Here is a 25,611-nt window from a genome sequence, read left to right on the forward strand (position 1 = left end):
ACCTGTGGCGAGGGATCAAGCTCCCTCGCCACATTCAGATCCGTTGTCAGCTCGCTGCCATGCGAGCCTTGCGCTTGCGCCGACTGATCAGCGCCAGCACCACGGCCACCACCAGCACCGCGCCACCCACTTCCAACCATGTCTTGAACGGCCGCAGCGCCGAGCGAATCGGCGTCAGGGCCTGAGTGACGTAGCGCTTGTCCGCCTGGTCGAATGCCGGTTCCTCGCACTGACGGCCGAAGTCCCAGGCCCATTCCACGTAGGGGCCGTCCTTCACATAACGCTGATACAGCGCGCTTTGTTCTTCGAGGCTTGAGTTGTACCCCACCGCCCTGCACAGCACCGCCGCAAACGCCTGGCTGGTGTGCGGCAGATGATCGGCGGCCTGGCTGGCCAGCGCCGTGGCGACAAAACGGTAGTGATAACGCATGTCCGGTTGGGCGGCACTGGCCTGCTGGCGCTGGACCTCGCCGTCGGCCACCAGCGGTCCGACCTTCAGCTCCACCGGCTCAAAACTGTAGTTGCCGTCCAGGCTGGCGTAATCCGGCGCCATTTCGTAGCCCAGCAACTGCATTCCTGATCTGCGCGCGATCACCGACGCCTTGAAATACGCCTCGGCCCGGCTGGTCGGCCACCATTTGGACTCCGCATCCTGGCGCAACTGCCCATAGGTGCGGGCCTTGTCCTGCAGCTCGGGGTTGTCGAAATAAGCCGGCGCCTCGTCGTAGCGTCCTTCGCGCAGCAAACGACGCCCCAGCAGGTTGCGCAGGTTCGCCGCCACCGACAACTGTACGTAATTGTCTCGATCTTCCTGGCTCAACGGCGGCGGTGCCGGGACCTGGGCGTCGACGTACTGCTTGAGCTCCTCGACGGTCAGCACACGCTCGGCGACCGTTGCGGCGTCGTACCAATAGTTGTTCTGGCCGCGATATAGCTGGTCGAAAGCCTGCAGGTAGTCGCCTCTCTGCAAGGCCAGGATCGCACTTTCGCCTTCGATCCGGCACTTGGGTTGTACCGTCTCGTAATCCCAATCCGGCGTACGGCGGTCGCCCCAGGATTCGTCCTTCGGAAACGCCTGGGCGGCTTTGGCATAGGCGGCGGCCGCAGCGGATTTGTCGCCTTCGCGCAGCGCGAGCTTGGCCCTTACCCACCACGCCAGTCCGCTGTCGCCGGCCTTTTGTGCAAATGCTTTCGCGCTGTCGTAGTCAGCATGTTGATAACTCACTGCCGCCAAGCGGTCGGCATCATCGAGGTTGCCCTGGGCGCGGGCTTGCAACAGCTTGAGGAGGGTTTTCTCGCCGGAGGGCTCTTCGCCGTCCCACCAGCCGACGCGGCTGAGCAGATAAGCAGTCACCAGGCGCTGCACGGCCTTGGCCTTGAGCAATTCGCCCAGGCGCTCCTCCGACTCGACGCTGAGGCCGCCCGCCAACTGCAGCAGCGAACTGTAGCCAACCGGGGAGCCTTGGAGATTCTGGGTCGCATACAGTCCGATGGCGCTGTCCCAGTCATCGGCGGTGTAGGCCACCCTGGCTTCTTCGCCCAGACTGGCGACGCCCAGCTCCAAGGGGTCGCTGAAGCCGGCGATAGTCAATTCCCGAGCCTGGCGGAACGCCTGCCGTGCCTGATCCCGCAAGGCAGCCGGTTCGCCACGGCCAGCCTCGGTGCTCATGGCGAACAGCGCCCGCCCCAGGGAGTACGCCGCCCAGGTACTGCGCAACCGACGCTCGTCGGCCGGCAGCGCCAGCAGTTGCTGGAACGATTCGGCTGCGCGCGGATGATCGCCAGCGTTGAACGCTGCCGCGCCGATTGCGTAGAGCCGCAGCTCGGCGGGCAGGTTGGCCGCTTCGGCGGCGACCTGCTCGATATCGCTGATTGCCCGCAAGCGCTCCACAACGGCTTGCTGCGGTGGGGTCAGGCCAAGCTGTTCGGCCTTGTTGCGTTGGTCCACGTAGGAAGACACATCGTCGTAGCTGTAGTCAGGGTTGCGTGTCGCCTCCGTAGCCGGCTTCAATCCGGCGATGGCCTGACCGAGACGACTGACCTCGAAGCGAAAGCTGCCCTCGGGCAGCTCTGCCAGCGATTGGGCCCGGTTATCCAGCAGGCGCATCGGAAAATCCGGCCCGCAGGCCAATGCCTGGCACAGCGGTAAACCGAGGCTCAGGCACAGCAGGCGACGAGGCCACTTACGGGTAGACATTCATTCCTCCTTGGTCGATTTTTGTACAGCGAGCCCAGCCGATTGCCCGTTGGGCACCGGCAGCCAAGCGGCCTTCCTGGATGCGGGTGAAGGTAAGCAGTCCGGGAGTTTGTTGCAACGTATAACCGGCCAAGGCATCGACGCCATCACACCCGCCCACGGCGAGTGTCAGCCGCTGCGGCCAGGGGCTGTCGAGATTGCCCTGGTTCACCAGCCGGATGTCATAGAGTCCGCCCTGCTCTTGCAGGCGCAGAGTCAAATGACTGTCCAGGCGATCACCACGCGCCACCGCGCCAAGAGTGGCCAGGCTCCAGGCACGCCGGTTCCCCGCCAGCGGCAGGCGAAACCAGATCAATCCGGCCAGATGCTCTGGCGGCTCGGCGCGCAGTTGCGCGACAAGCCCGGCCACTTGTTGTGGATCGGCGAGCAACTCCCGGCGCTCGCCGCCGCGGTCGATGGGCACTTCGCTTTCCACCACCGGCGCGCCGTTTTCTTCGGTCAGCAGCGCCACGCCATAGGCCGGCAAGGCCAGGTAGAACGGGCGTGTGGTGAGGTCGCCCCAGCGCTGGGCCCAACGTTGAGCCTGGCGGGGATCGAAAAGCCCCTGACGCGGATCGCTGACCGCGTGTACCTGCAGGACGCTGCTGTCCACAACTTTTAACAGACCGGGCAACTCGGGGCTGTCGAGCCAGGCCGGCAGCGCGGTGATGCTGAGCTGCAAGGCGGCCGGCAAGGCCTGCCGCAAGCGGACAAGGAAGTTCCGATAGGCTGGCAGCCTTGCGTTACCGGCATCGTGGTCGATTTCGACGCCCATCGGTGCCAGGCCCAGGGTTTGCCAGTCGGCCAGCAACTGCTGGATCCGCGAGATTATTTCGTCCTGATCGAGGGATTTGAGCTGACCATCCAGGCGGATCACCGCGATCAACGGCCGACCGTCAGCCTTGAGCAATGCCGGATCGATCCGCGCGTGGCTCCAGCCGGCGCCCGGGAAGGCTTGCAGCGCCAGCACCCGCAGGCTGGAAAAGTCGGCATGGCTCTGGCTCAGCGCCAGTTCATGGGCCGGCGTCCACTGGCGTTGCCAGATATAAAGTTGCTGATCAAGGGCAGGCAGAGAGGGCTGGTCGCAGCCGCTCAATAACAACGCGGCGAAGGTCAGCGTCAGCCTATGGATAAAAGTCATGAAGCGAAGCCACACCGGGAAAAGGCTGGCAGATTAACGTTTCCGAGGCTCCACAGAAACAAGTGGCGAGGGCGGTTGCACACTCGCCACTTTGTGCCTGTTGCTCAGGCCTCTTTTTGCAAGCCGACAACGGTACGCGGCATCCCCACGAACCCAGGCAAGGCTTCGATCCGCGCCAGCCACGCGCGCACATGGGCATAGTCCTGCAGCGAAACGTTGCCTTCTGGCGCATGGGCGATATAGCTGTAGCCTGCGATGTCGGCGATGGTCGGAATGTCACCGACCAGATAGGCACTGTTGCTCAGTTCCTGGTCGATGACTTTGAGCAGGTTGTGGGAGCGCGCGATCACATCCTCGGCGTTATGAGAAGCACCGAACACGGTGATCAGGCGCGCGGTGGCCGGTCCGGCATGCAATGGCCCGGCCGCTACCGACAACCAGCGCTGGACGCGAGCGGTGCCGACCGGGTCCGTTGGCAGCCAGCGGCCGTCGCCGTACTTGTTTGCCAGGTACACCAGAATGGCGTTGGAGTCGGCCAGTACCACACCGTTATCATCGATCACCGGTACTTGGCCGAACGGGTTGATTGCGAGGAAATCCGCTTGTTTGTGCGCGCCCTTGGCCAGGTCGACAAAATTGACCTCGACCGGCAACTCAAGCAAGGAAAGCATCAGCTGGACACGGTGCGCATGGCCGGACAATGGGAAGTGATAGAGCTTGATAGGGTTCATGGTCGACTCCGCCGAGAATGACGCCATCGGTTTGCGGCGTCGATGGAGTCATCTTCTGCTCAAGCACGGAGCTATGGAATCACCTGCAAACGCAATCCATTATTTCTGCAGGCGAAACAATGCGTCAGTTCTTCAAGGCTGGATGTTCTCGTATTGCACTCACCATGAAGTCGACAAAACTGCGAACCCGCGCCGGCGCATTGCGCCCGCCCTGATACACCACGTGGATTGGCAATGGCGGCAGCTCAAAATCGGCCAGGACGATTTCCAGCTCGCCGGCCGCGATATTGTTCGCAACCTGATAGGACAGGACCCGGGTCATCCCCAACCCCTGGCACGCCGCGCCGATGGCAGCCTGGTTGGCCGTGACCACGAGCCGGGGCGTGGGCCGGACCGACAGCGGCTGACCGGCCTCGATGAACGTCCAGTTCCTGACCTGGCCGATGGCTGATGACGACACCACGGGCATCCGCTCCAGATCCTGCGGATGCCCGGGTCGGCCATGCTGGTCGAAGAATTCCGGAGAACCGCACACCACCCGCCGCACCTCGCCGACACGCACGGCATGCAGGCTGCTGTCGGGCAACTCGCCGATGCGCACCGCGACATCAATGCCCTCCTCGACCATGCTGACGGTGCGATCCAGCAGCAAGGCGTTGACGCAAACTTCGGAAAATCGCCCCAGGTAATCCACCAGCACCGGCATGACGAACAACTGGCCGAACAGCACGGGCGCGGTAATCGTCAGTTGTCCGCGGGGCTGGGCGTGGCTGCCGGCCGCCGAATCCTCGGCTTCCTGCAAATCGCCGAGGATCCGCCGACAGTCCTCAAGAAAGCGCTGGCCCGCTTCGCTCAGGTAAACGTTGCGGGTGGTACGAACCAGCAGCGGCGTACCGATACGCTGTTCCAGCGCCGCCACGGCGCGTGTCACGCTCGCCGCCGACAAGCCCAGGCGCCGGGCAGCCGCTGAAAATCCGCAGTCCTGGGCGACGGCGACAAACACCTGCATTTCCTGAAACCTGTCCATCCGTCCCCCGATGAGAAATCCTGATACAAGTTCTGCCTACGCCTCAAAGCCGCGCCGTACCGCCATTGTAGAGGGTCAGGCGGGCGAACCGCAGCCCGGCGCAGGACATCGAGCCGCCGAGGACCGCTACGCTTGGTACCATCGAGCACATTGTCATGACAGATTCATGACCAAAAGGAAAACCCTGTGGGAGCGAGCCTGCTCGCGAAAGCTATCTGTCAGCCACCATTTGCATCGCTGACAGCTGATTTTCGCGAGCAGGCTCACTCCCACCAAGGTTGCGCGATGTTAGATGGATTGATTTAACCGAAAGGCCCGTTTCCGTGAATTTTCTTTACCGAGCTCTCACCCACCCCCACGCTGCCATCTGCGCCCTGGCCGGATACGTGCTCCTGGTCCCCATGGGCCTGCGCCTACTGCTCGGCTGGTCCGACCCGCTGGGCTATCTGTCGGACATGGCCATCGGCAGCTTGTTGATCGTGCTCTTGCATCGACGCCCCTGGTGGCTGGCATTGCCGGTTTTGCTGGCCTGGTGTGCGCTGACCCTGGTCAGCATCGAATTGGTCAATGCCGTCGGAAGGATGCCCACCCCGGCGGACATCCAATACCTGGTCGATCCGCAATTCGTCGAGAACTCCACCAGCGGAGGCTTTGCGCATCCCTGGCTCGCCGCGATCATGCTGGCGGCCCTGACACTCTGGCTGGCCAGCCGATGGGCCAATCGGAGCCGCCAGGCACCGCCCTTGCTCCGCCATGCCTGGGCGATCCCCATGGTCTTTTTCCTGGCCCACGGCACCGCGCAAACCTGGCGGCCCAGCGAGGCAGACCAGTGGAATCTGTTCAACCTGCCTCATCAGCTGATGACGGCTGGCGTCGCCGCCGGCCAGGAGCACTTCGAACAATGGCTCGCAGGTGATACGCCGGACCAGGCGCCACCGATGCAAGGGCTTACCCGGCTCGATCTGGATGGGCAGAAACTGCTCACCGAGCCGGGTAGCGCGCGCAATGTGCTGATTATCGCCCTGGAGGGCATTCCCGGTGCCTATCTGGAAACCAACCGCCAAGCGCTGAAAAGCAGTTATCAGGAAAACCTGATGCCGCGCCTCAGCACCTGGGCCGAGCGCGGCATGAACACGCCCGACTACGTGTTGCACAGCCACCAGACTATCCGTGGCCTGTACGCAATGCTCTGCGGTGACTACGACAAGCTCGACGATGGCACGCCCAAGGGCGTCGAAATGCTCAACCAGCGCCAGCGCAACCAGGCCTGCCTGCCGGCCCAGTTGCGTAAGCACGGCTTCTCGACTCATTTCCTGCAGGGTGCCGGCCTGCGGTTCATGGCCAAGGACCGGATCATGCCGCATATCGGCTTCGACACGACCCTGGGCATGGAGTGGTTCACCCGACCGGCCTACCTCGAGTTTCCCTGGGGCAAGGACGACAAGACCTTTTTCGAAGGCGCGCTGGACTACGTCGGACAACTGCAACAGGCAGACAAACCCTGGATGCTCACCCTGCTGACCGTGGGCACGCATCAGCCGTACTCCGCGCCAGATGACTACCTGGAGCGCTACGACACCGCCAAACAGGCCGCCGTCGGTTATCTGGACGACGCGCTGGACAGCTTCCTGACGAGTCTGGAACACCAGGGCATCCTGGAAAATACCCTGGTGGTCATCACCTCGGACGAATCCCATGGCATCGACGATGTGCGCCTGGCATCGTCCTGGGGCTTCAACCTGACGCTGGCGCCGGAGCCGTTGCCGCGAATCAAGCAAGGCGTCCATGGCCACGTCGACCTGAGCGCGTCGATCCTCGATTACTTCGGATACGCGGTGCCCACCTCGTTATTCGGCCGCTCGCTGTTCAGGGACTACGCGGCGGGCCGGGAAATCATGTCGTTCACCAACGGCAAGCTGCGCTACCACGATGGCAAGGGCACCTTTACCGAATGCGATTTCCAGCAGCGCTGCCGGTATTACGCCAGCGAAGGCTTCATCGCCGACCGCGCCACGTACCTGGGTCAATACAGCGGCCAGCGCGCGAGGCTGATCAGCGCCCGGGCTACCGCCCTGGACCAGACACTGCTGGGTTCATCGGTGAACCAGCATTATCAGTTCGGCAGCGCCGAGAAAATCACCCTTCCTGCCCAGGTTTCCAACGACTGGACCGACAACCTGATCGGCGCCCAATACCTGGAAATGCCCAAGGGCACCCGCACCCGCGTCAGCCTGACGATTCGCGCCGTGGAAAACGATCACGCCGCCTACATTTCCCTCAAAGCCAAGGAGTTCGAGCAGGACGTGACGATGGACTTGCCCACCGACGTGACGGTAACCGCCGATCAACCGCTGGTGATGGACATCCATTTCGACAACCCGCAACCGCGCAAGGCGTTTTCCTTTCACTTGCTCGGCCATGGCACAGGCGCGATCGAAATCAGCGACTTCAGCGTCGTCACCGAACTGCTGGAGCAGACCGACCAGCCGGAGTACCTGGACGATATGCAGGACGACAGCGAGGCACAGTCCAGCTGAACAGCAACGGGCAACCGTCAGGACTGCTGCGCGTTTTGATCAATCGCTGATCAACTGCATGATTTCGAAAGCGTTCAGCGCCGCACCACGGAGCAACTGATCGCCGCTGATGAACAGGTCCAACCCATGCTCGCCATAGATCAGGCTGTAGCGAATCCGCCCAACCTCCACCGCATGTTTGTAGGTTGAGGTCATGGGCATCGGATAAGCGCCGAACTCAGGCTCATCCACCACTTCGACCCCTGACGCGTTATGTAACAGCGTGCGCACGCGATCCAGCGACTGGATGGTTTTTTTGAAGCGCAGGCTCAGACTCTCGGCGTGGGACCGCAACGTCGGCACCCTGACCGCAGTGGTGCTGACAGCCAACGCCGGTTCGTCGAGAACCTTGCGCAACTCCCAGACCACTTTCATCTCTTCACGGGTGTAACCATTGGCTTCGAATGAGTCGACTTGGGGAATCACGTTGAACGCCAGGTTATGGGCGAAGTACTCGCTGTCATCGCGATCACCGTAGTCACTGAAGGACCTGGCTTTCTCCCGCAGCTCCAACATCGCCGGCTGCCCCGCCCCACTGGCCGCCTGATACGTGGAGATGATCGCGCTCTCCAACCCGAACGCGTCGTGCAGCGGACCCAGCACCATCAACGCGATGGCCGACGAGCAGTTGGGGTTGGCAATCAGTTTTTCGCCCCGGTAACGCCGGCCGTTGATAGGCGGCACCAGCAATGGAATGGCTTCGTGGTAACGAAACGCCGAGGAGTTATCGATGACATACGACCTTTCAGCCAGGCGCTCACCGTATTCCAAGGCAAAGGCACCGGAAACACACAGGAAAACGATATCGCACGAGGCGCAACCTTCCACCGAGAACGGCTCGATCAGATGGCGGCTCCCGCCCACCGCCAAGCGCTTGCCAGCGGAACGTTCCGAGGCCATGCAGACCACTTCATGGTCGGTATCTTCGAGTAATTGCAGCATGGTCATGCCTACTGCGCCGGTACATCCCACCACGGCGATCTTCTTCATTTTTGATTTTCCTTGCCCGCTTCGCGAGGCCCTACCGTCGAGGTTTCGCCGATTTCCTGACGACGATTGTAGGAAAGCAAGGCTGTCCGCTACAGTGCAGCGCATGACAATAAACGGTGGAATCACGCCAAATGCACGCTCACCCCGGAACAGTGGCGATCCTCGTTTATGAAGGTCTTTGCGTATTCGAATTCGGCATCGCTCTGGAGATATTCGGCCTGCCGCGTCCGGAACTGGATGTCCCGTGGTACGGCCATCAGATCGTTGCCGTCGATCCTGGGCCGATGCATGCGCTGGGAGGCCTGCGCATAGCTGTCGACGCGGGACTCGAAGCGCTGGATAGCGCGCGAACCATCATCATTCCCGGCTGGCGCAGCCACCATGAACCGCCACCTGAAGCGTTGCTGCAAGCATTGCGCCGCGCTCATGCCCGCGGTGCCCGCTTATTGTCCATCTGCTCTGGCGTGTTCGCACTGGCCGCCACCGGATTGCTGGATGGCAAGACCGCAACCACCCATTGGCAATTCTCATCCTTGCTCGCCGAGCGATTCCCCCGAATCACCGTTGACCCGAACGTGCTGTATGTCGATGCCGGCCAGTTGATCACCTCGGCCGGCAGCGCCGCCGGTATCGACGCCTGCCTGCATTTGATCGCCCGGGATTTCGGTACCCACATCGCTAATTCGGTGGCCCGCCGTCTGGTGATGGCACCACAGCGAACCGGCGGCCAGTCGCAATTCATCGCGGCGCCTGTGGATAAGTCGCCGCGCAATGAACTGACACGGATCCTGCACTGGGTTCGAGAACATCTGGATCAGCCGCTCAACGTCGCCGACCTGGCTGCCCGCGTCGCCATGAGCGAACGGACTTTCCTGCGGCGCTTCGTTGAAACCACCGGCCTGCCGCCTAAGGCCTGGCTACAGCAGGAACGCCTGAACCGGGCACGGGAGCTGCTGGAAAGTACCGACCAGCGCACAGCCTGCATTGCCCAGGCCTGCGGGTACCGGTCGGTGGAGAGTTTTCGGGCGGCGTTCCGCAATGCCGTGGGCCTGCCGCCCTCAACCTATCGCGAGCGATTCGGCGCCGCGCGGGCCAACCGGGTCAATCCAGCAACCGATGCAACTTGGCGTACTGCAGCAACATGATGGTCTTGCCGTCGCAGATCTCGCCGGTTTCGATCATGCCCAAGGCTTGATCGAGAGGCATCTCCAGCACCTCGATTTCCTCGCCCTCCGCCTCAAGCCCGCCACCTTCGTGCTGTTTGTCCTCGTCGGAATACTCACCGACGAAAAAATGCACACGCTCGGTCACCGACCCTGGGCTCATGAACGCCTCGAACACCTTGCGCACGTCCCGCACGATATAGCCGGTTTCCTCCTGGGTTTCCTTGCGGATACAGGTGTGCGGGTCGTCGTTGTCCAACAGGCCGGCGCAGGTTTCGATCAACAGGCCGTCGTGCCCGTTGACGAACGCAGGGAAGCGGAATTGCCGGGTCAGCACTACGGTTTGCTTGGCCTTGCTGTAGAGCAGGATGGTCGCACCGTTGCCACGGTCATAGGTTTCGCGCGTCAGCTCGCGCCATTGGCCGTTGCGACCGAGGTAATCGTAGGTAGTCTTGCGCAGGATGTACCAGTTGTCCGAGAGGACTTCGACATTCTTGATGCGCACACGGTCTTGCGTGCTGATTGGCTGTGTCATTGACCCACTCCGTTCGGGACCAGAAAACTCACTTCAATACCCGGCTCATTCAACGTGATGCCGGGACGCGTGGCAATGCGCGCTTATGAGCCGTTTTCTGGTAAGCACGTTCAATAATTTCTCGGGCCTTGGGAGACACCGCTTCACCCATCAGGTACGCATCGATTTCCTCGTAGCTGCATCCATACGCCACTTCATCCAACTTGCCAGGTGCCAGGTCTTCCAGATCGGCGGTCGGTGCCTTGCGCACCAGGTAAGCGGGGGCACCCATCGCGTCGGCCAACAATCGCACCTGGGTTTTGGTCAACCCGGACAGCGGTGCCAAATCGCAGGCACCGTCGCCGAACTTGGTAAAAAACCCCATCACTGCCTCTGCCCCATGATCGGTGCCAACCACCAGCCCGTTGCTGAGATTGGCAATGGCGTATTGCGCCAGCATCCGTGCCCGGGCTTTGGCATTGCCTTTGGCGAAGTCGATGAGTTCGGCCGAAGGCTGCAAGCCGTCGACAGCGATATGACCCATCAGCCCGTCAACACAAGCACCGATGTTGCTGGTGGTGATCGAGTCCGGCCGGATGAAGTCCAAGGACGCTTGGGCGTCTCGCTCGTCCGCCTGGGCCTTGTACGGCAACCGGACCGCAATAAACCGCGCCGTGTAGTCTTCATTGCGCAGTTGCTCCACTGCCAACTGGCAAAGACGGCCGGCAGTAAGGGAGTCGACGCCGCCACTGATCCCCAGCACCAGGGACTTGCAACCCGACTCACGCAGCACCTGCTTTATAAACTCGACGCGGCGAGCGATCTCGGCGGCTTCGCCGCCCTGTTGCAGTTGACGGTCGATGCCCAGCTCCCGGGCAATGCTTTCTTGCTGAAGCGAAGTCATATCAGGCTCCCATCTGTGGATTGACCAGGGCGACATTGAACACCTGAGCGGCGTAGCGCAAAAATGAGGCGTCTTCACACACGTTCTTGATCGGATCGTCTGAAAACTTGACGACCGGCTCGCCATGCACCCGCACCAGTTTCATGACGATGCTCAGCGGTTCGACGCCGTCGACGTCGCAGGCCAGGCTGGTGCCCATGCCGAAGCCGAATTTCGCCTTGCCACGAACGTGGCGCAGGATCGGCAGGCATTTTTCGAAATTCAGACCATCGGAGAACATCAGGTCCTTGGTGCGCGCATCGACGCCCAGCTCCTGGTAACGCCCCAGCACCTTGTCAGCCCAGACGATCGGGTCACCGGAATCCTGCCGCAGACCGTCATAGAGTTTGGCAAAGTACAGGTCGAAATCCTTGAGGAAGAAATCCGTACTGATGCAGTCCGTCAGCGCGATACCAAGCCGGCCGCGATACTCGTGCACCCAGTTCTCCAATGCCGCGTTCTGGCTTTCACGCAACCGGCCAAGTTGCTGGTGCACCATCAACCATTGGTGCGCCATTGTGCCGATCAAGGGGAGATCGAATTCGTACGCCAGGTGAGCGTTACTGGTACCGACAAAGACCCCGGGGAAATCGCTGCGCATGACATTCACTACTTCACGCTGGGCCCTGAATGACAGCCGCCGGCGGGTGGAGAAATCCGAGACACGAAACTCGGCAAGTTCTTCACGACTGGCATTTTTCTCCAGCCATTCAAACTTCTGGTACAGCTTGCGAGTAACGTCGGCCAACTCGACTTCCGGGTACTTCTCACGATTGCGCAGCTCGCTGACCATCGCCAATACCGGTTGTTCGAACATGATGCAGTGCAGCATCGGCCCACGGACACGAATGTGCAGTTGGCCGTCGACTTCCGAAACGTGGATGTAGCGCAGGTTGAAGCGAAACAGGCCGAGAAACTGTTCGAAATCCGGTGTCAGGTATTCACGGAAACGCTTGTTGAACAGAAACCGCTGCTCGCCTTCGCGTAGTTGCAACCCGGCGAGCTTCTCCAGTTCGACACGGATGTCTGGAATCAAGTGAGCGAGCCGCTCCTTGGAACGCACGATGAACTGGTATTCCACCTCGACATTCGGGTGCTGGTGCAAGACCGCCTGCATCATGGTGAAGGTGTAGTAGTCGGTGTCCAGAAGACTCTGGATAGTGCCGCTGCTTGAGTCGAATGCGCTGTCCATGGCTCTTCCTTATGCGTTTGCCAAGCGGATGGTTTCTTCGCGAGTGGCGGTAACCGCGACGCCCGCTTGCTCGAGGTCTTGAATGGCTTGGTTGGCCCCCGTTTCACTGATGGCCCGGCAGGCCGGGAGGTGAACGATGACCTTGAAGCCAGCGGAGGCCAGTTGCAGAGCGGTGGTTTTGACGCAGAAATCCAGCGCCAGCCCGCCGACAATTACCTGCTCCACTTTCAACCCTTTCAGGTACTCGATCACGCCAGTGGAGAGCTTGCCGTGCAAGTCGTGGTAGCAGGCGCCATAGGGGTGCAGATCCGGCTCGACGCCCTTCCAGACGAAATAGTCGTAATCGTATGGGGCCGGCAGTTGATCCAGCAGGGCGAAACCTTCGGTGCCGGGAACGCAGTGGCTGACCCAGGTGATGTCGGCGTGCTCGAGCCCGGTCGGCACGAACATTTTCGAATGATCGGAGACCACCCACGGGGCCAGGGGCGAATGGGCATCCTTGCTGCCGATGCGAAGGCTGGCCAGGGACGCGATGAAATTCAGCTCACCGGCAATCTCATCACCGCCCGGCACCGGAAGCTCATCAGGGCACAGCGGCGTAAAGCTCTTTTGCGCATCAACATCGAAGGAAGCTGTTTTCCGGGTCAGGCTGTTCATGCTGGTTTTCTCCTCTTCTATGGCCACGAGAGTACATATGATGTACTTTCATGGCAAGCCCTTCTCGAAAGATAATTTTCCACAGGTTTGTTTCCTAGGCCCAAGCCAATCAGATTTACATGAAGGATTTTTACTATAAAGTACATGTGGTGTACTAAAAGAGGATGAGCCATGTTCGAACTAGCCGTCTATGGTGGTGCTTTTAATCCCCCTCATGCCGGTCACGCCCAAGTGATGATCGAGGCCTCGAACCAGGCCAGGCGCGTGTTGGTCGCCCCTAGCTTCCGGCATCCCTACGGCAAACAAATGGTCGACTATGACGTTCGCCTGAAATGGTTGGAATCCATCGTCGAACACGTCCAGCCCCTGTGCTACGCCGAAGTGCGCGCAAGCCGGGTGGAGCAGGTCGTGGCCCGTGGCGTTGAAGGCGCCATCTACAGCTATACCCTGCTCGCCCATTTCGCCGACAGTCTAGCCCTGGACGGCAAGCGGATCGCGTTGGTGGTGGGCGAGGATGTCGCGGATTTGCTGCCGACCTTCTATCGCGGCCAGGAACTGCTTGAGCGTTTTTCCATCCTTCGCGTGAGCGAAAAGATCCACGTGCGCAGCACGGTGGTTCGCGAACGACTGGCCTTGGGCAAGCCGCTGCCCAGCCACTGGATAGCTCCCGGCATGAACCCGTTAAACTATGACCTTTACGCTAACCACGGAAATCGACATGCCCACTAGCACAGCCACCGCGCGCGATTATCTGCACACCATCGATCTCTGCGTGCTGCGCTTCTGCCGGGAGACCCAGGCGCTGGAAATCCTCCTGAACCGACGGGAAGCCGAGCCGTTCGCCGGTCATTGGGCGTTGCCAGGGATCGTGGTCAATGGGGATGTCGAAGATCTCACGCTGAACGACGCCGTGGAGCGCCTGCGCAATTCAAACAAGGTAGGCATGCCGCTGGCCTGGATCGAACAGGTCGGCACCGTCGGCGACGCGTTCCGCGACCCACGCTGCTGGTCATCCTCGACGTTCTACCTGGCGATTGCCAACGAGGCGGTCCTGCTCGCCGAGCATCAGGGATTTTTCCCCCTCAAGGATGTCGCTGATGCCTCGATCAAACTTCCTTTCGATCACAACAGCCTGGTCGCGGCGGTCCAGGAACGGTTGTTGTCCAAAGCCCTCTACAGCAGCCTGCCGCTGATGTTCCTGGGCCCGGAATTCAGCGCGCCGGAAGCGGTGGATATTTTCTCCGTGGTGCTCGGTCGTCCGGTGCTCAAGACCAGCATGCGCCAGCGTCTGCTGAAAATGACCGAGGCCGGTTATTTGCAGGAAACCGGTCGTAAAAAAGCCGGCGACGGCGGCCGACCGCAACGCACGGTGGAAAATCTCAAACCGGCCAGCGTTTATCTTTTTGATCGGTGTTTTCTGGAGTGACTTGTGCGTACGCCCAGCACAACTTCCTGATCCACGTATCAAGGGCCATGGGAAGTGAAGACCTTGCCGGGGTTCATTAGCCCGGCAGGGTCCAGCGTATGTTTAATGGCCCGCATCAACTCGATCTCCAGCGGGTCCTTGAACTGGGCTGCGGCATGGGGTTTGGCTTGCCCCAGCCCATGTTCAGCACTGATGCTGCCATTGAAGGTGCTCGTCATCCGGTAGATGACTTGCATGATCGCGTGTTCGCGGGCCTTGAACGAAGCGTCCGCATCGCTAATCGGCTTGCTGATGTTGTAGTGCAGATTGCCGTCGCCCATGTGCCCATAGGAAACGATGCGCACGCCTGGAAAGTCCTGTTGCAGGGCTTTGTCGGTGCGCTCGATGAATTCCGGAATCCGACTGACAGGCACGCTGATGTCATGCTTGAGGCTGGGGCCTTCGTGATTCTGTGCCTCGGAAATCCCTTCGCGCAGCGCCCACAGCGCGGCGGCCTGCGCCTGACTGCTGGCCAATACCGCATCAATGACCCAACCTTGCTCGAAGGCATGGCCCAGGCCGTTTTCGAGCAGCAGCGTCAACGGCGCATCGGGCACCGTGTCGCGCAATTCAATCAACGCGTACCAGGGATGTTTCGTCTCCAGCGGATCGCTGCAACCCGCCACATGATCCAGGACGAAATCCAGGCTCTGGCGCGACATCATCTCGAAGCCCGTCAGGCGGTCGGCGCACAGGCTGCGGACATGACCGATCAAATCCACCGCCGCTTGTGGCGAAGGCAGCGCAACCCAGGCTGTCGCCATGCTGCAGGTTGCCGGAAACAGCTTCAGCACCGCCGCAGTGATGATGCCCAGCGTGCCTTCCGAGCCGATGAACAAATGCTTGAGATCGTAACCGGTGTTGTCCTTGCGCAACCCCCGCAAACCGTTCCAGATTCGTCCGTCCGGCAATACCACCTCAAGCCCGAGCGTCAGCTCACGCATGTTGCCGTAGCGCAGCACCGCCGTGCCGCCAGCGTTCGTCGCCAGATTGCCACCCACCGTGCAACTGCCCTCCGCCCCCAGCGATAGCGGGAACAGGCGCCCCGCCTGGCTGGCGACCTCCTGGAGGTGCTGCAGGATCACCCCGGCCTCGACCGTGATGGTTTCATTGGCGAGGTCTATTTCACGGATGCGCTTCATCCGGGTCAAAGACAACACCACCTGGCTGCCGGAAGCATCCGGAATCGAGCCACCGCACAAACCGGTATTGCCGCCCTGGGGCACCAGCGCCACCCTGGCGTCGTGGCAAAGCCGCACTACCGCCGCGACCTCCTCGGTGGTCGCGGGCCTGACCACGAGCGCGGCCTGGCCTTGATAGGCGCTACGCCAGTCTGTCAGATAGCTGGCCATGAGCGCCGGATCCCGTACCACGCCCGCAGCGCCCACGACGTGCTCGATGCTCTGGATAAACTCAGGGCTCAACGCCATGACGTGCTCCTCATTGACCTGATCACGGGCGCCGCCCGATCTCGACCTGGTCGGCCGTCCATCCCGCCACGCGTTCGCTCAAGGACAACCCGAGGCCAGGCCGGGTGGGCACCAGCATTCTTCCGTCACGGGTCTCCATGCGTTCATTGAACAATGGCTCCAGCCATTCGAAATGTTCCACCCAAGGCTCGCGGCTGTAACTGGCGGCCAGATGGATGTGCAGTTCCATGGCAAAGTGCGGCGCGATCATCAGTCCTGCTTGTTCGGCTGCTGCCTGGACTTTCAGGTAAGGCGTGATGCCGCCGACACGCGGCGCATCAGGCATCAGGTAATCGGCAGCGCGCAACTTGATGAATTCCCAGTGCTCGGCAACGCTGGTGAGCATTTCACCGGTGGCGATCGGCGTGTCGAATTGCTGCGCCAGCGCGGCGTGGCCTTCGGCGTCATAGCAATCCAGCGGCTCCTCGATCCAGACCAGGTTGTATTGTTCCAACTGGCGGCACATGCGCTGGGCGTTGGGTCGGTCCCATTGCTGATTGGCATCGACCATCAAGGGGAAGCTATCCCCCAGGTGTTTGCGGATGGTGCTGACCCGGTGCAGATCCAGCGCCTGGTCAGGCTGGCCGACTTTGAGCTTGATCCCGCCGATACCCTTTTCCCGGGAGATGTCAGTATTGATCATCAATTGATCAAGCGGCGTGTGCAGGAATCCCCCCGACGTGTTGTAGCACTGGACAGAATCGCGATGAGCGCCGAGCAAACGCGCCAGGGAAAGATTGGCCCGCTTGGCTTTCAAGTCCCACAGGGCGACATCGAATGCACCGATCGCCTGGGTCGCCAGGCCGCTGCGCCCCACCGAGGCACCCGCCCAGCAGAGCTTGTCCCACAATTTGGAAATGTCGCTGGGGTTTTCGCCGATGAGGCCAGGAGCGATTTCCCTGGCATGGGCAAATTGCCCGGGGCCGCCGGCGCGCTTGGAATAGCTGAAACCCAGGCCACGGTGGCCGTCCCTGGTTTCGATTTCGACAAACAGCATGGCGATTTCGGTCATTGGCTTCTGCCGACCGGTCAGTACCTTGGCGTCGCTGATGGGGTTGGCCAGCGGCAGGAATACCGAGGCCACGCGCACCCAGGCAATGCGGTCGTCATCGGCGGAAGGCAGTTGAGGCGTGTCTTGCATGGCTATGCTCCGAACGTTTGGGTTCGGCTGCCGCAACACGGCGTCGTGTTACAGCAGCGAATGCAATGGGCTAGCTGCGCATCAATTCAATGGCCGCACTTTTGCGGTTGCGAATGACCGTCACCAGGTGCCAGGAGATGGACGCGGCGGCCAGGATGAGGAAGCCCGCCGAGATGGGATTGGTCAGGAAGCCGCCGAAATTGCCATCGGACAGCATCAAGCCGCGACGCAAGTTGGTTTCAGCCATCGGACCGAGGATGAAACCGATGATGAACGGTGCAATCGGCAAACCGGCCTTGACGAACCCATACCCCAGCAAGCCAAACAGCAACACCGCCCAGACGTCGAAGATCCGGCTGTTCAGGCCAAAGGCACCGACGACGCAAAGCACCAGGATGATCGGCAGCAGAATGTGCTTGGGCACCGCCAACAACTTGATGAACATGCGTAGGCCATAGAATTCCAGCACCAGCATCAGCACGGAAGCGAGGATCAGCGCGGCGAAGATCGTGTAGACCAACGGTGCCTGGCTGATGAACAGCAACGGTCCGGGCTGGATGCCGTGGATCATGAAACCACCGAGCATCACTGCCGTAGTGGTATCGCCGGGAATGCCGAGCGTCAGCAGAGGAATCATCGCGCCGCCGATGCCAGCGTTGTTTGCCGTCTCGCTGGCGACCACGCCGTCAATCTTGCCCTTGCCGAACTCTTCCGGTGTCTTCGAGCGTTTCTTCGCCACGATGTAAGAGACGATATTCGACGTACCGGCACCGATGCCAGGCAAGATGCCGATGCCCAGGCCGATCAGGGATGAACGAGTGGCGTTGGGCAGTTGGCCGACAAATTCCTTCATCGAAAAACCAAAACCTTTAACGCCTTTCATGCTGACGTGCTGGGGTTTGGCCCGGTGACTCAGGCGCGCGCTCTCGGCGAACTTCAGCACCTCGGAGACCGCAAACATACCGATCATCACGGTGAGCATGGCGAAGCCGCCATTGAGGCTCGGCAAGTCAAAGGTAAACCGGCGGATCGCCTCGACCGGGGCGATCCCCACGGTGGAAAAGGCAAAGCCCAGGGCACCGGCAAACAAGCCTTTGACCAGCGAGCCGGTGGACAGCGTGGCGATCAACGTCAGCGAGAAAATGGCGATGGAGAAGTATTCGTGCGGGCCAAAGCTCAGGGCCAGTTCCGCCAGGATCGGAGCGATGAACATCAGCGCGGCGATACTGAAGATCGTGCCGAGGAACGAGAACACCACGCCAATCCCAAGGGCCTTCACGCCATGGCCTTGTTTCATCAGCGGCCAGCCATCGAACGTCGTCGCGATGGAGGCCGGCGTTCCCGGTATGTTGAGCAATATCGCCGATATCAGCCCTCCCGAGGTGGCGCCAACGAAAAGCGCCACCAGCAGCGCCAGGCCAGGACCGGGTCCCATCGAATAAGTCAGCGGCAAGCACAAAGCGATCGCCATGGTGGCCGAAAGACCAGGCACCGCTCCAAAAACGATCCCCACCGCAACCCCGAGGGTGATCAGCAGAAAGACGTAGGGTGTCAGTACGGCTGCGAAGCCTGTTTGCATGAGCTCAATCATGGCCGTCCCCTAGAAATCCAATAAACCGACAGGCAGGAGCAAGTCGAAGCCATGACGAAAGATGTAAAAAATCAGCACAGCCGAAACGACCGCGATCAGCGTGTAACGCAGGTGCTTGACCTTTTCGTCCGCCGGGGTCAATACGATGAACTGGGCATAGAGATAGAGCGCAGTCGTGATCAGAAAACCCACCGGCTGCATCAGCGCTGTGTAAAGCAGCACCAAGGCCACGGATTTGATGACCGTTGGGTAATCGATCGCCTCTGGCTTTTCCGAAGGTTCGGCACTTTTGTCCGGCAGCTTGCGCCACGCCCACAATTGCAATGCGCCCAACAGACACAGCGCGACGGCGAGTACCCAAGGGACAAACGCGGCATCGACCGTCCCACGACGCGGCAGGTTCATGGTCAGTATCAGGTAAGCGATGCCGGCGCCGAGCATGGCCAGGCCGGCGATCAACTCGTTTCTTTTATAGGAATCCATACAGGCTCCTCTTGCTGGAAAGGACGGGTTCTCGGGTGTTGGCCAACGCGGTTCACACCCGAGCCGTTACGCAAAATTATTTTGCTTTACGCATCTCGTCCTTGAACTGCATGAAGCTGTCCCGGGTTTTATTCAACGTGGCGACGGCTTCTTCGGGGCCCTGGAAGCTGACCGGCTGCTTGAAGGACTTCTTCAGCTCCTCGGCATATTCGGGCTCTTCGGTGATTTTTTTCATGGTATCGGCCATTTTCTTGACGATGGCCGGGTCCGTGCCTTTCGGGAAGGCGACGACGTAAGGCTTGTCCAGGACCAGGTCCACGCCTTGCTCCTTGAAGGTCTTGACGTCGCCCAGCAGCGCGTTGCGCTCAGCATTGGGCTGGCCCAGGGCGGTCATTTTGCCGCTGGAGATGTAATCCTGGACCGAGCCATAGCTGATGGCGCCGAGGTCGATGCGCTTGCCGAGCAAGGCGACGATTTTTTCCGAGACGGTGCCGCTGTCGACCATTTTCAGTTTCACCCCGGCGAGCTTCTCGAACATCAAGCCTTGCAGGTGCGAGAAGTTGCCCATCTCGGTGCCGTAAGTGATGGTGCCGGGCTTGGCCTTGGCTTTTTCAATCAGTTGGTCGAGGCTGTCGATGCCCGAGCTTTTCGCCGAGACGAACACCGCCCCTTTGTCGACGCCAGCGATGCAGGAAATATCGAACGCATCAAAGCGGTCCTCCGACAGCCCCGCGACTTCGTTGACGATCAACTGGCCGGTGTGGGTGAAGAGGATGGTATTGCCATCCGGCGCTGCGCTCTTGACCGCATCGGCGGCGATGGTGCCGCCCCCACCGGCCATGTTGGTGACAACCATGGTCTTGCCGGTGACCTTGGTGAAGTACTTGGCCATCATCCGTGCGTTGAAATCGGTGTCACCACCGGCGTTGGCAATCACCACGACCTGTACCGGACGGCTTGGCCAATCGCTGGCATCGGCAGCCATCGCTGTGCCAGCGGCCAAGCTCAGAAACGAGGCGATCAAAGAGGCGCAGAGTGTTTTCTTCATTATTGTTCTCCGGGTGCTGCCATTCATTGTGGGATTGAGGTTGAGCGAGAAACGGACACGCCCAGCGCTGATGCCTGGCGGGAAGGCAAGACTGCTTGGACGTTGAGATCGGGGAATTCGATTGCACTGGCGAGCGCGAAAAGAGCTTTTCGGGAAGGTAGCTGGCGCACGGCGATAACGCGTGGGACCGAGGGACTACATGTGCGCTGGGCGGCAAATGGAGAAAACATGGCTGCGCCTTTCGTTTTTATTATTTTGACGTCATACGTTGTCGTATGACTTGATATCATCACCTATGCTCCACGTTGTCAACGCAGTTGTTCAGGGGCTTACCGTGAATACGACGAACAGGGAGGATGGTCCCGAGGAGATCGAATCGCCGTCCTTGCACAAATCCGGACTGAAATTTAGTTGCCCCCAATAAAAAACCCCCTGAAATCAGGGGGTTGTTTTTTTGCGCTTCGGATCAGAGCCGAGCGGCCGACTCCGTTACCCTGCCCCAGCCTTACTCGACCGTGACCGATTTCGCCAGGTTACGCGGCTGGTCCACGTCGGTGCCCTTGAGCACGGCGACGTAATACGACAGCAGTTGCAGCGGAATGGTGTAAAGGATCGGCGAAAGGATGTCGTGGATGTGCGGCATATGCACCACGTGGGTGCCCTCGCCGTTGGTCATGCCAGCCTTCTCATCGGCGAAGACTACCAACTGGCCGCCACGGGCGCGCACTTCCTGCAGGTTGGACTTGAGCTTTTCCAGCAGCTCGTTGTTCGGCGCCACGGTGACCACCGGCATGTCGTTATCCACAAGCGCCAGAGGGCCGTGCTTGAGTTCGCCGGCCGGGTAGGCTTCGGCGTGAATGTAGGAGATTTCCTTGAGCTTCAAGGCCCCTTCCATCGCCACTGGGAATTGCGCACCACGGCCCAGGAACAAGGTGTGGTTCTTCTCGGCGAACAGTTCGGCGATCTTTTCCACGATGCTGTCCATGGCCAGGGCTTCGCCCAGGCGGGCCGGCAGGCGACGCAGCTCTTCCACCAGCCGGGCCTCGACGCCCTCTTGGAGCGTACCGCGTACCTGCCCCAGGGACAGGGTTAGCAGCAGCAGGCCGACCAGTTGCGTGGTGAACGCTTTGGTCGACGCCACGCCGATCTCGCGACCAGCCTGGGTCAGCAGGGTCAGGTCGGATTCACGCACCAGCGAGCTGATGCCGACGTTGCAGATCGCCAGGCTGGCGAGAAAGCCCAGTTCCTTGGCGTTACGCAGCGCTGCCAGGGTGTCAGCGGTTTCGCCGGACTGGGAAATTGTCACGAACAGAGTGTCTGGCTGCACGACTACCTTGCGATAGCGGAACTCGCTGGCGACTTCAACCTGGCACGGGATACCCGCCAGCTCTTCGAGCCAGTAACGGGCGACCATGCCGGCGTGATAGCTGGTGCCGCACGCTACGATCTGCACGTTGCGCACCTTGGCGAACAACTCGGCGGCCTGCGGACCAAAGGCCTGGACCAGCACCTGCTCCTGACTCAGGCGGCCTTCAAGGGTGCGCTGCACAACGGCCGGTTGCTCGTGGATTTCCTTGAGCATGTAATGGCGGAACTCACCTTTGTCGGCGGCTTCGGCACCGTCGCGGTACTGGACCACCTCGCGCTCGACTTCTTTCCCCTCAAGGTTCCAGACCTGCACGCTGTCACGGCGAATCTCGGCGATATCGCCCTCTTCCAGATACATGAAGCGGTCAGTCACCTGACGCAGCGCCAACTGGTCGGAAGCCAGGAAGTTTTCCCCCAGGCCCAGGCCAATCACCAGCGGGCTGCCACTGCGGGCCGCCACCAGCCGATCCGGTTGTTTCGCGCTGATGACCGCCAGGCCATAGGCGCCATGCAGTTCCTTGACCGTGGCCTTGAGCGCCACGGTCAGGTCCGCCAGGTCCTTGAGCTTGTGGGTGAGCAAATGGGCAATGACTTCAGTGTCGGTGTCCGAAGTAAAGACATAACCAAGCGCCTTCAGCTGTTCGCGCAACGCCTCATAGTTTTCGATGATGCCGTTGTGCACCACGGCCAGGTCGCCGGAGAAGTGCGGATGGGCGTTACGCTCGCACGGCGCACCATGGGTGGCCCAACGGGTATGGGCGATGCCCAGGCGACCGATCAGCGGCTCAGCGTCCAGGGCTCGTTCCAGTTCACTGACCTTGCCCGGACGACGCACGCGCTCAAGCTTCTCGTCGTTGGTGAAGACCGCCACGCCGGCACTGTCGTAGCCGCGATATTCAAGACGCTTGAGCCCTTCAAGCAAGATGGCCGTGATGTTGCGTTCAGCAACGGCACCGACAATTCCACACATGTTATTTCTCCTGGCTGACAGGTGCGCAGATCAGATTGATGCCGCGGGCCTGAATCTGGTCGCGTGCCTCCACGGGCAGGCGATCATCGGTAATGAGGGTATGGACGCTGCTCCACGGCAGTTCCAGATTGGGGATCTTGCGACCGATCTTGTCGGCCTCCACCATCACGATCACTTCGCGGGCAACCTCGGCCATCACACGGCTCAGGCCCAACAGTTCGTTGAAAGTGGTGGTACCTCGAACCAGATCGATGCCGTCGGCGCCGATGAACAGCTGGTCGAAGTCATAGGAGCGCAGCACCTGCTCGGCGACCTGGCCCTGGAACGATTCGGAATGAGGATCCCAGGTACCACCGGTCATCAGCAGCACGGGCTCATGCTCCAGTTCGCTCAGCGCATTGGCCACATGCAGGGAGTTGGTCATGACCACCAGCCCCGGTTGCTGGCCAAGCTCGGGAATCATCGCCGCCGTGGTGCTGCCGCTGTCAATGATGATGCGCGCATGCTCGCGGATCCGCTTCACGGCGGCACGGGCGATGGCCTGTTTGTATTTGGAAACGCTTTGCGCACTGTCGGCGACCAGTTCCTGCGGCATCGGCACCGCGCCACCGTAGCGGCGCAGTAACAGGCCATTGGTCTCCAACGCGGCGAGATCCTTGCGAATCGTAACTTCCGAGGTTTCGAAGCGCTTGGCCAGCTCATCCACGCTCACCTCGCCCTGCTCCTGGAGCAAAGCGAGAATGTTGTGGCGGCGTTGTGGTGTATTGCGCTTGGACATGGCTGCTTAAGTTTCGATTCGAAAGATAACGTAAGCAATCAAAACCTATTGAGGCGATATCGTCAAGGCGCAGGGAGAAAAATTCAGAAATCAGCGGACAACTGTGGGAGCGAGCCTGCTCGCGAATGCGGTAGGTCAGTCAGAGCAGCGCTGTCTGATACCGCATTCGCGAGCAGGCTCGCTCCCACAGGAGAGGGTGTGGATAACTTTAAGGCTTCTTGATCTTTTCCGGACGCTTCCAGCCGTCGATGTTGCGCTGACGTGCACGCCCCACCGCCAGCTGGCCGTTATCCACATTCTGAGTCAGAGTCGAGCCGGCCGCCGTGGTCGCACCGTTGGAGATATCCACAGGTGCTACCAGGGAGTTGTTCGAACCGATGAACACATCCTCGCCCAACACGGTTTTCCACTTGTTGGCGCCATCGTAGTTGCAGGTGATGGTCCCCGCGCCGATATTGGTGCGCGCGCCGATTTCGGCGTCGCCCAGATAGGTCAGGTGCCCGGCCTTGGCACCTTCGCCCATATGAGCGTTTTTAAGTTCCACGAAGTTACCCACATGAGCGCGGGCTTCCAGCACCGTGCCCGGGCGCAGGCGAGCAAACGGGCCGGCGTCGCTACCCTCGCCCATCACCGCGCCTTCGAGATGACTGTTGGCCTTGATCACTACGCCTTTGCGCAGGGTACTGTCCTTGATGACGCAGTTCGGGCCAATGACCACGTCGTCTTCGATGACGACTTTGCCTTCGAGGATGACGTTGATGTCGATGACCACGTCGCGGCCGACGCTGACTTCACCACGGACATCAAAACGGGCAGGGTCGCGCAGGGTCACGCCTTGGGCCATCAAGCGGCGGGCGGTGCGCAGCTGGTAATGGCGTTCGAGTTCGGCCAGTTGTCGGCGATCGTTGGCGCCCTGCACTTCCATCGCGTCCAGGGGCTGTTCGGTGGCGACCACCAGTCCATCGGCAACGGCCATGGCGATCACGTCGGTGAGGTAGTACTCGCCTTGGGCGTTGTCGTTGGACAAGCGGCTCATCCAGTCCCCCAGGCGCTCGGCGGGAACGGCAAGAATCCCGGTGTTGCCTTCGGTGATGCCGCGCTGGGCGTCATTGGCGTCTTTCTGCTCGACGATGGCAGTCACCTGGCCGTCGGCGTTGCGTACGATGCGGCCGTAGCCGGTCGGATCATCCAGCTCGACGGTGAGCAGGCCCAATTGACGCGGCGCGACGTGCTTGAGCAGGCGTTGCAGCGTATCGACTTCGATCAGCGGCACATCACCGTAGAGAATCAACACCGTATCGGCGGTGATGAATGGCACGGCCTGGGCCACGGCGTGACCTGTACCGAGTTGTTTGTCCTGCAGCACGAAATTCAGGTCATCCGCCGCCAGGCGCTCACGTACCGCATCGGCTCCGTGACCGATCACCACATGGATGCGCTGTGGACCAAGTTGCCGCGCGCTGTGGATAACATGTCCGAGCATGGAGTTGCCGGCTACCGGGTGCAGCACCTTGGGCAGCGCCGAGCGCATGCGGGTGCCTTGACCGGCCGCGAGAATAACGATTTCGAGAGACATGACTGGCTACCAATCCTGGGTGGTCAGCGGCTGCGACCAGATGATGAGTGTCGGGAAAAGAAAAAAGGGTAGCCGAGGCTACCCTTTTTAATCAATCGCACACGAAGCGGACGGCTTAGCCGCCGAACTTCTTGCGGATCTGCTGGACGGTGCGCAGCTGAGCTGCGGCCTCGGCCAGACGTGCAGCAGCAGAACCGTAATCGAAGTCTGCGCCTTTTTCGTTCAGGGCCTTCTCGGCAGCCTTGACGGCTTCCTGAGCGGAGGCTTCGTCCAGGTCGGCAGCACGTTGCACGGTATCGGCAAGGACCTTGACCATGTTCGGCTGAACCTCGAGGAAACCACCGGAGATGTAGAACACCTCCTTGTCCCCGCCCTGCTTGGTCAGAGTAATCGGACCTGGCTTCAAGCTGGTGATCAGCGGTGCGTGGCCCATGGTGATACCAAGATCACCCAGATCACCGTGCGCAACCACAAACTCGACCAGACCGGAGAAGATTTCCCCTTCCGCACTGACGATATCGCAATGGACTGTCATAGCCATCTGATTGCCTC

General features: G+C 60.7%; 22 protein-coding genes. 4 read left to right on the forward strand and 18 right to left on the reverse strand.

Features of this window, described 5'->3' with window-relative positions; genetic code table 11:
- Positions 1 to 46: 46 nt before the first annotated feature.
- From J3P96_RS27645 to J3P96_RS27660, 4 genes are all read right to left on the reverse strand, one after another.
- Positions 47 to 2,197, reverse strand: coding sequence for a hypothetical protein (locus tag J3P96_RS27645; protein ID WP_434654479.1), 2,151 nt, complete (start codon positions 2,195 to 2,197; stop codon positions 47 to 49).
- Positions 2,184 to 3,377: a DUF3142 domain-containing protein gene (locus J3P96_RS27650; RefSeq protein WP_434654482.1), complete on the reverse strand. Its 1,194-nt coding sequence runs from the start codon at positions 3,375 to 3,377 to the stop codon at positions 2,184 to 2,186. The genes J3P96_RS27645 and J3P96_RS27650 overlap by 14 nt, the downstream gene beginning before the upstream one ends.
- Before the next feature lie 104 nt (positions 3,378 to 3,481).
- The gene (locus J3P96_RS27655) at positions 3,482 to 4,108 is read right to left on the reverse strand and encodes a glutathione S-transferase family protein (RefSeq protein ID WP_434654484.1); all 627 of its coding nucleotides are present in this window, start codon (positions 4,106 to 4,108) and stop codon (positions 3,482 to 3,484) included.
- A 124-nt stretch (positions 4,109 to 4,232) separates the two neighbouring features.
- Positions 4,233 to 5,135: a LysR family transcriptional regulator gene (locus J3P96_RS27660; RefSeq protein ID WP_434654486.1), complete on the reverse strand. Its 903-nt coding sequence runs from the start codon at positions 5,133 to 5,135 to the stop codon at positions 4,233 to 4,235.
- Positions 5,136 to 5,458: 323 nt separating this feature from the next.
- Here J3P96_RS27660 and J3P96_RS27665 point away from each other — a divergent pair, with 323 nt between their 5' ends.
- Positions 5,459 to 7,672: an LTA synthase family protein gene (locus tag J3P96_RS27665; protein WP_434654488.1), complete on the forward strand. Its 2,214-nt coding sequence runs from the start codon at positions 5,459 to 5,461 to the stop codon at positions 7,670 to 7,672.
- Positions 7,673 to 7,711: 39 nt separating this feature from the next.
- On the opposite strand, the gene J3P96_RS27670 is transcribed toward J3P96_RS27665, so the two are convergent.
- On the reverse strand, positions 7,712 to 8,701 hold the full coding sequence (locus J3P96_RS27670) for an aspartate-semialdehyde dehydrogenase (RefSeq protein WP_434654490.1): 990 nt from the start codon (positions 8,699 to 8,701) through the stop codon (positions 7,712 to 7,714).
- A 131-nt stretch (positions 8,702 to 8,832) separates the two neighbouring features.
- Between J3P96_RS27670 and ftrA the strand changes: the two genes are divergently transcribed.
- On the forward strand, positions 8,833 to 9,846 hold the full coding sequence (ftrA, locus tag J3P96_RS27675; protein WP_434654493.1) for a transcriptional regulator FtrA: 1,014 nt from the start codon (positions 8,833 to 8,835) through the stop codon (positions 9,844 to 9,846).
- Here the strand turns inward: ftrA and nudK are convergent.
- From nudK to J3P96_RS27695, 4 genes are read right to left on the reverse strand one after another with little or no spacing between them, the layout of a single operon-like run.
- Positions 9,803 to 10,399 carry a GDP-mannose pyrophosphatase NudK gene (nudK, locus tag J3P96_RS27680; RefSeq protein ID WP_305497726.1) on the reverse strand — a complete coding sequence of 199 codons (597 nt, stop codon included), beginning with the start codon at positions 10,397 to 10,399 and terminating at the stop codon, positions 9,803 to 9,805. The two genes, ftrA and nudK, sit on opposite strands and share 44 nt — an antisense overlap.
- 49 nt (positions 10,400 to 10,448) lie before the next feature.
- Positions 10,449 to 11,282 (reverse strand): ammonia-dependent NAD(+) synthetase, encoded by an 834-nt coding sequence (nadE, locus tag J3P96_RS27685; RefSeq protein WP_434602358.1) that lies wholly within the window; start codon positions 11,280 to 11,282, stop codon positions 10,449 to 10,451.
- 1 nt (position 11,283) lies between these two features.
- The gene (gene pncB, locus J3P96_RS27690; RefSeq protein ID WP_434654497.1) at positions 11,284 to 12,513 is read right to left on the reverse strand and encodes a nicotinate phosphoribosyltransferase; all 1,230 of its coding nucleotides are present in this window, start codon (positions 12,511 to 12,513) and stop codon (positions 11,284 to 11,286) included.
- A 9-nt stretch (positions 12,514 to 12,522) separates the two neighbouring features.
- Entirely contained in the window at positions 12,523 to 13,170 is a 648-nt protein-coding gene (locus J3P96_RS27695) for a nicotinamidase (protein WP_434602355.1), read from the reverse strand.
- Between the two features lie 171 nt (positions 13,171 to 13,341).
- Here J3P96_RS27695 and J3P96_RS27700 point away from each other — a divergent pair, with 171 nt between their 5' ends.
- Both J3P96_RS27700 and J3P96_RS27705 read left to right on the forward strand, forming a co-directional pair.
- On the forward strand, positions 13,342 to 13,899 hold the full coding sequence (locus J3P96_RS27700; protein ID WP_434654499.1) for an adenylyltransferase/cytidyltransferase family protein: 558 nt from the start codon (positions 13,342 to 13,344) through the stop codon (positions 13,897 to 13,899).
- Positions 13,889 to 14,596, forward strand: a complete 708-nt coding sequence (locus tag J3P96_RS27705; RefSeq protein WP_434654500.1) for an NUDIX hydrolase — start codon at positions 13,889 to 13,891, stop codon at positions 14,594 to 14,596. Before J3P96_RS27700 ends, J3P96_RS27705 begins: the two co-directional genes overlap by 11 nt.
- Before the next feature lie 38 nt (positions 14,597 to 14,634).
- On the opposite strand, the gene J3P96_RS27710 is transcribed toward J3P96_RS27705, so the two are convergent.
- The 9 genes from J3P96_RS27710 to J3P96_RS27750 form a co-directional block, all read right to left on the reverse strand.
- On the reverse strand, positions 14,635 to 16,065 hold the full coding sequence (locus J3P96_RS27710; RefSeq protein ID WP_434654502.1) for an FAD-binding oxidoreductase: 1,431 nt from the start codon (positions 16,063 to 16,065) through the stop codon (positions 14,635 to 14,637).
- 22 nt (positions 16,066 to 16,087) lie between these two features.
- Positions 16,088 to 17,245, reverse strand: a complete 1,158-nt coding sequence (locus tag J3P96_RS27715; RefSeq protein ID WP_434654503.1) for an L-talarate/galactarate dehydratase — start codon at positions 17,243 to 17,245, stop codon at positions 16,088 to 16,090.
- Positions 17,246 to 17,315: 70 nt separating this feature from the next.
- Entirely contained in the window at positions 17,316 to 18,836 is a 1,521-nt protein-coding gene (locus J3P96_RS27720) for a tripartite tricarboxylate transporter permease (protein ID WP_305497735.1), read from the reverse strand.
- A gap of 9 nt (positions 18,837 to 18,845) precedes the next feature.
- Positions 18,846 to 19,319 carry a tripartite tricarboxylate transporter TctB family protein gene (locus J3P96_RS27725; RefSeq protein WP_434626878.1) on the reverse strand — a complete coding sequence of 158 codons (474 nt, stop codon included), beginning with the start codon at positions 19,317 to 19,319 and terminating at the stop codon, positions 18,846 to 18,848.
- Positions 19,320 to 19,395: 76 nt separating this feature from the next.
- A complete protein-coding gene (locus tag J3P96_RS27730; protein ID WP_434570689.1) occupies positions 19,396 to 20,367 on the reverse strand; it encodes a tripartite tricarboxylate transporter substrate binding protein in 972 nt (323 codons plus the stop codon).
- Positions 20,368 to 20,872: 505 nt separating this feature from the next.
- Positions 20,873 to 22,705, reverse strand: coding sequence for a glutamine--fructose-6-phosphate transaminase (isomerizing) (glmS, locus tag J3P96_RS27735; protein WP_434654506.1), 1,833 nt, complete (start codon positions 22,703 to 22,705; stop codon positions 20,873 to 20,875).
- Between the two features lies 1 nt (position 22,706).
- Positions 22,707 to 23,483, reverse strand: coding sequence for a DeoR/GlpR family DNA-binding transcription regulator (locus tag J3P96_RS27740; RefSeq protein WP_434570693.1), 777 nt, complete (start codon positions 23,481 to 23,483; stop codon positions 22,707 to 22,709).
- A gap of 208 nt (positions 23,484 to 23,691) precedes the next feature.
- Positions 23,692 to 25,059, reverse strand: coding sequence for a bifunctional UDP-N-acetylglucosamine diphosphorylase/glucosamine-1-phosphate N-acetyltransferase GlmU (glmU, locus tag J3P96_RS27745; protein ID WP_434654509.1), 1,368 nt, complete (start codon positions 25,057 to 25,059; stop codon positions 23,692 to 23,694).
- Positions 25,060 to 25,174: 115 nt separating this feature from the next.
- On the reverse strand, positions 25,175 to 25,600 hold the full coding sequence (locus J3P96_RS27750) for a F0F1 ATP synthase subunit epsilon (protein WP_434626886.1): 426 nt from the start codon (positions 25,598 to 25,600) through the stop codon (positions 25,175 to 25,177).
- Between the last annotated feature and the right edge of the window lie 11 nt (positions 25,601 to 25,611).

The organism is Pseudomonas sp. R3-56, assembly GCF_051132075.1.
In the GTDB taxonomy this organism is placed as follows: domain Bacteria; phylum Pseudomonadota; class Gammaproteobacteria; order Pseudomonadales; family Pseudomonadaceae; genus Aquipseudomonas.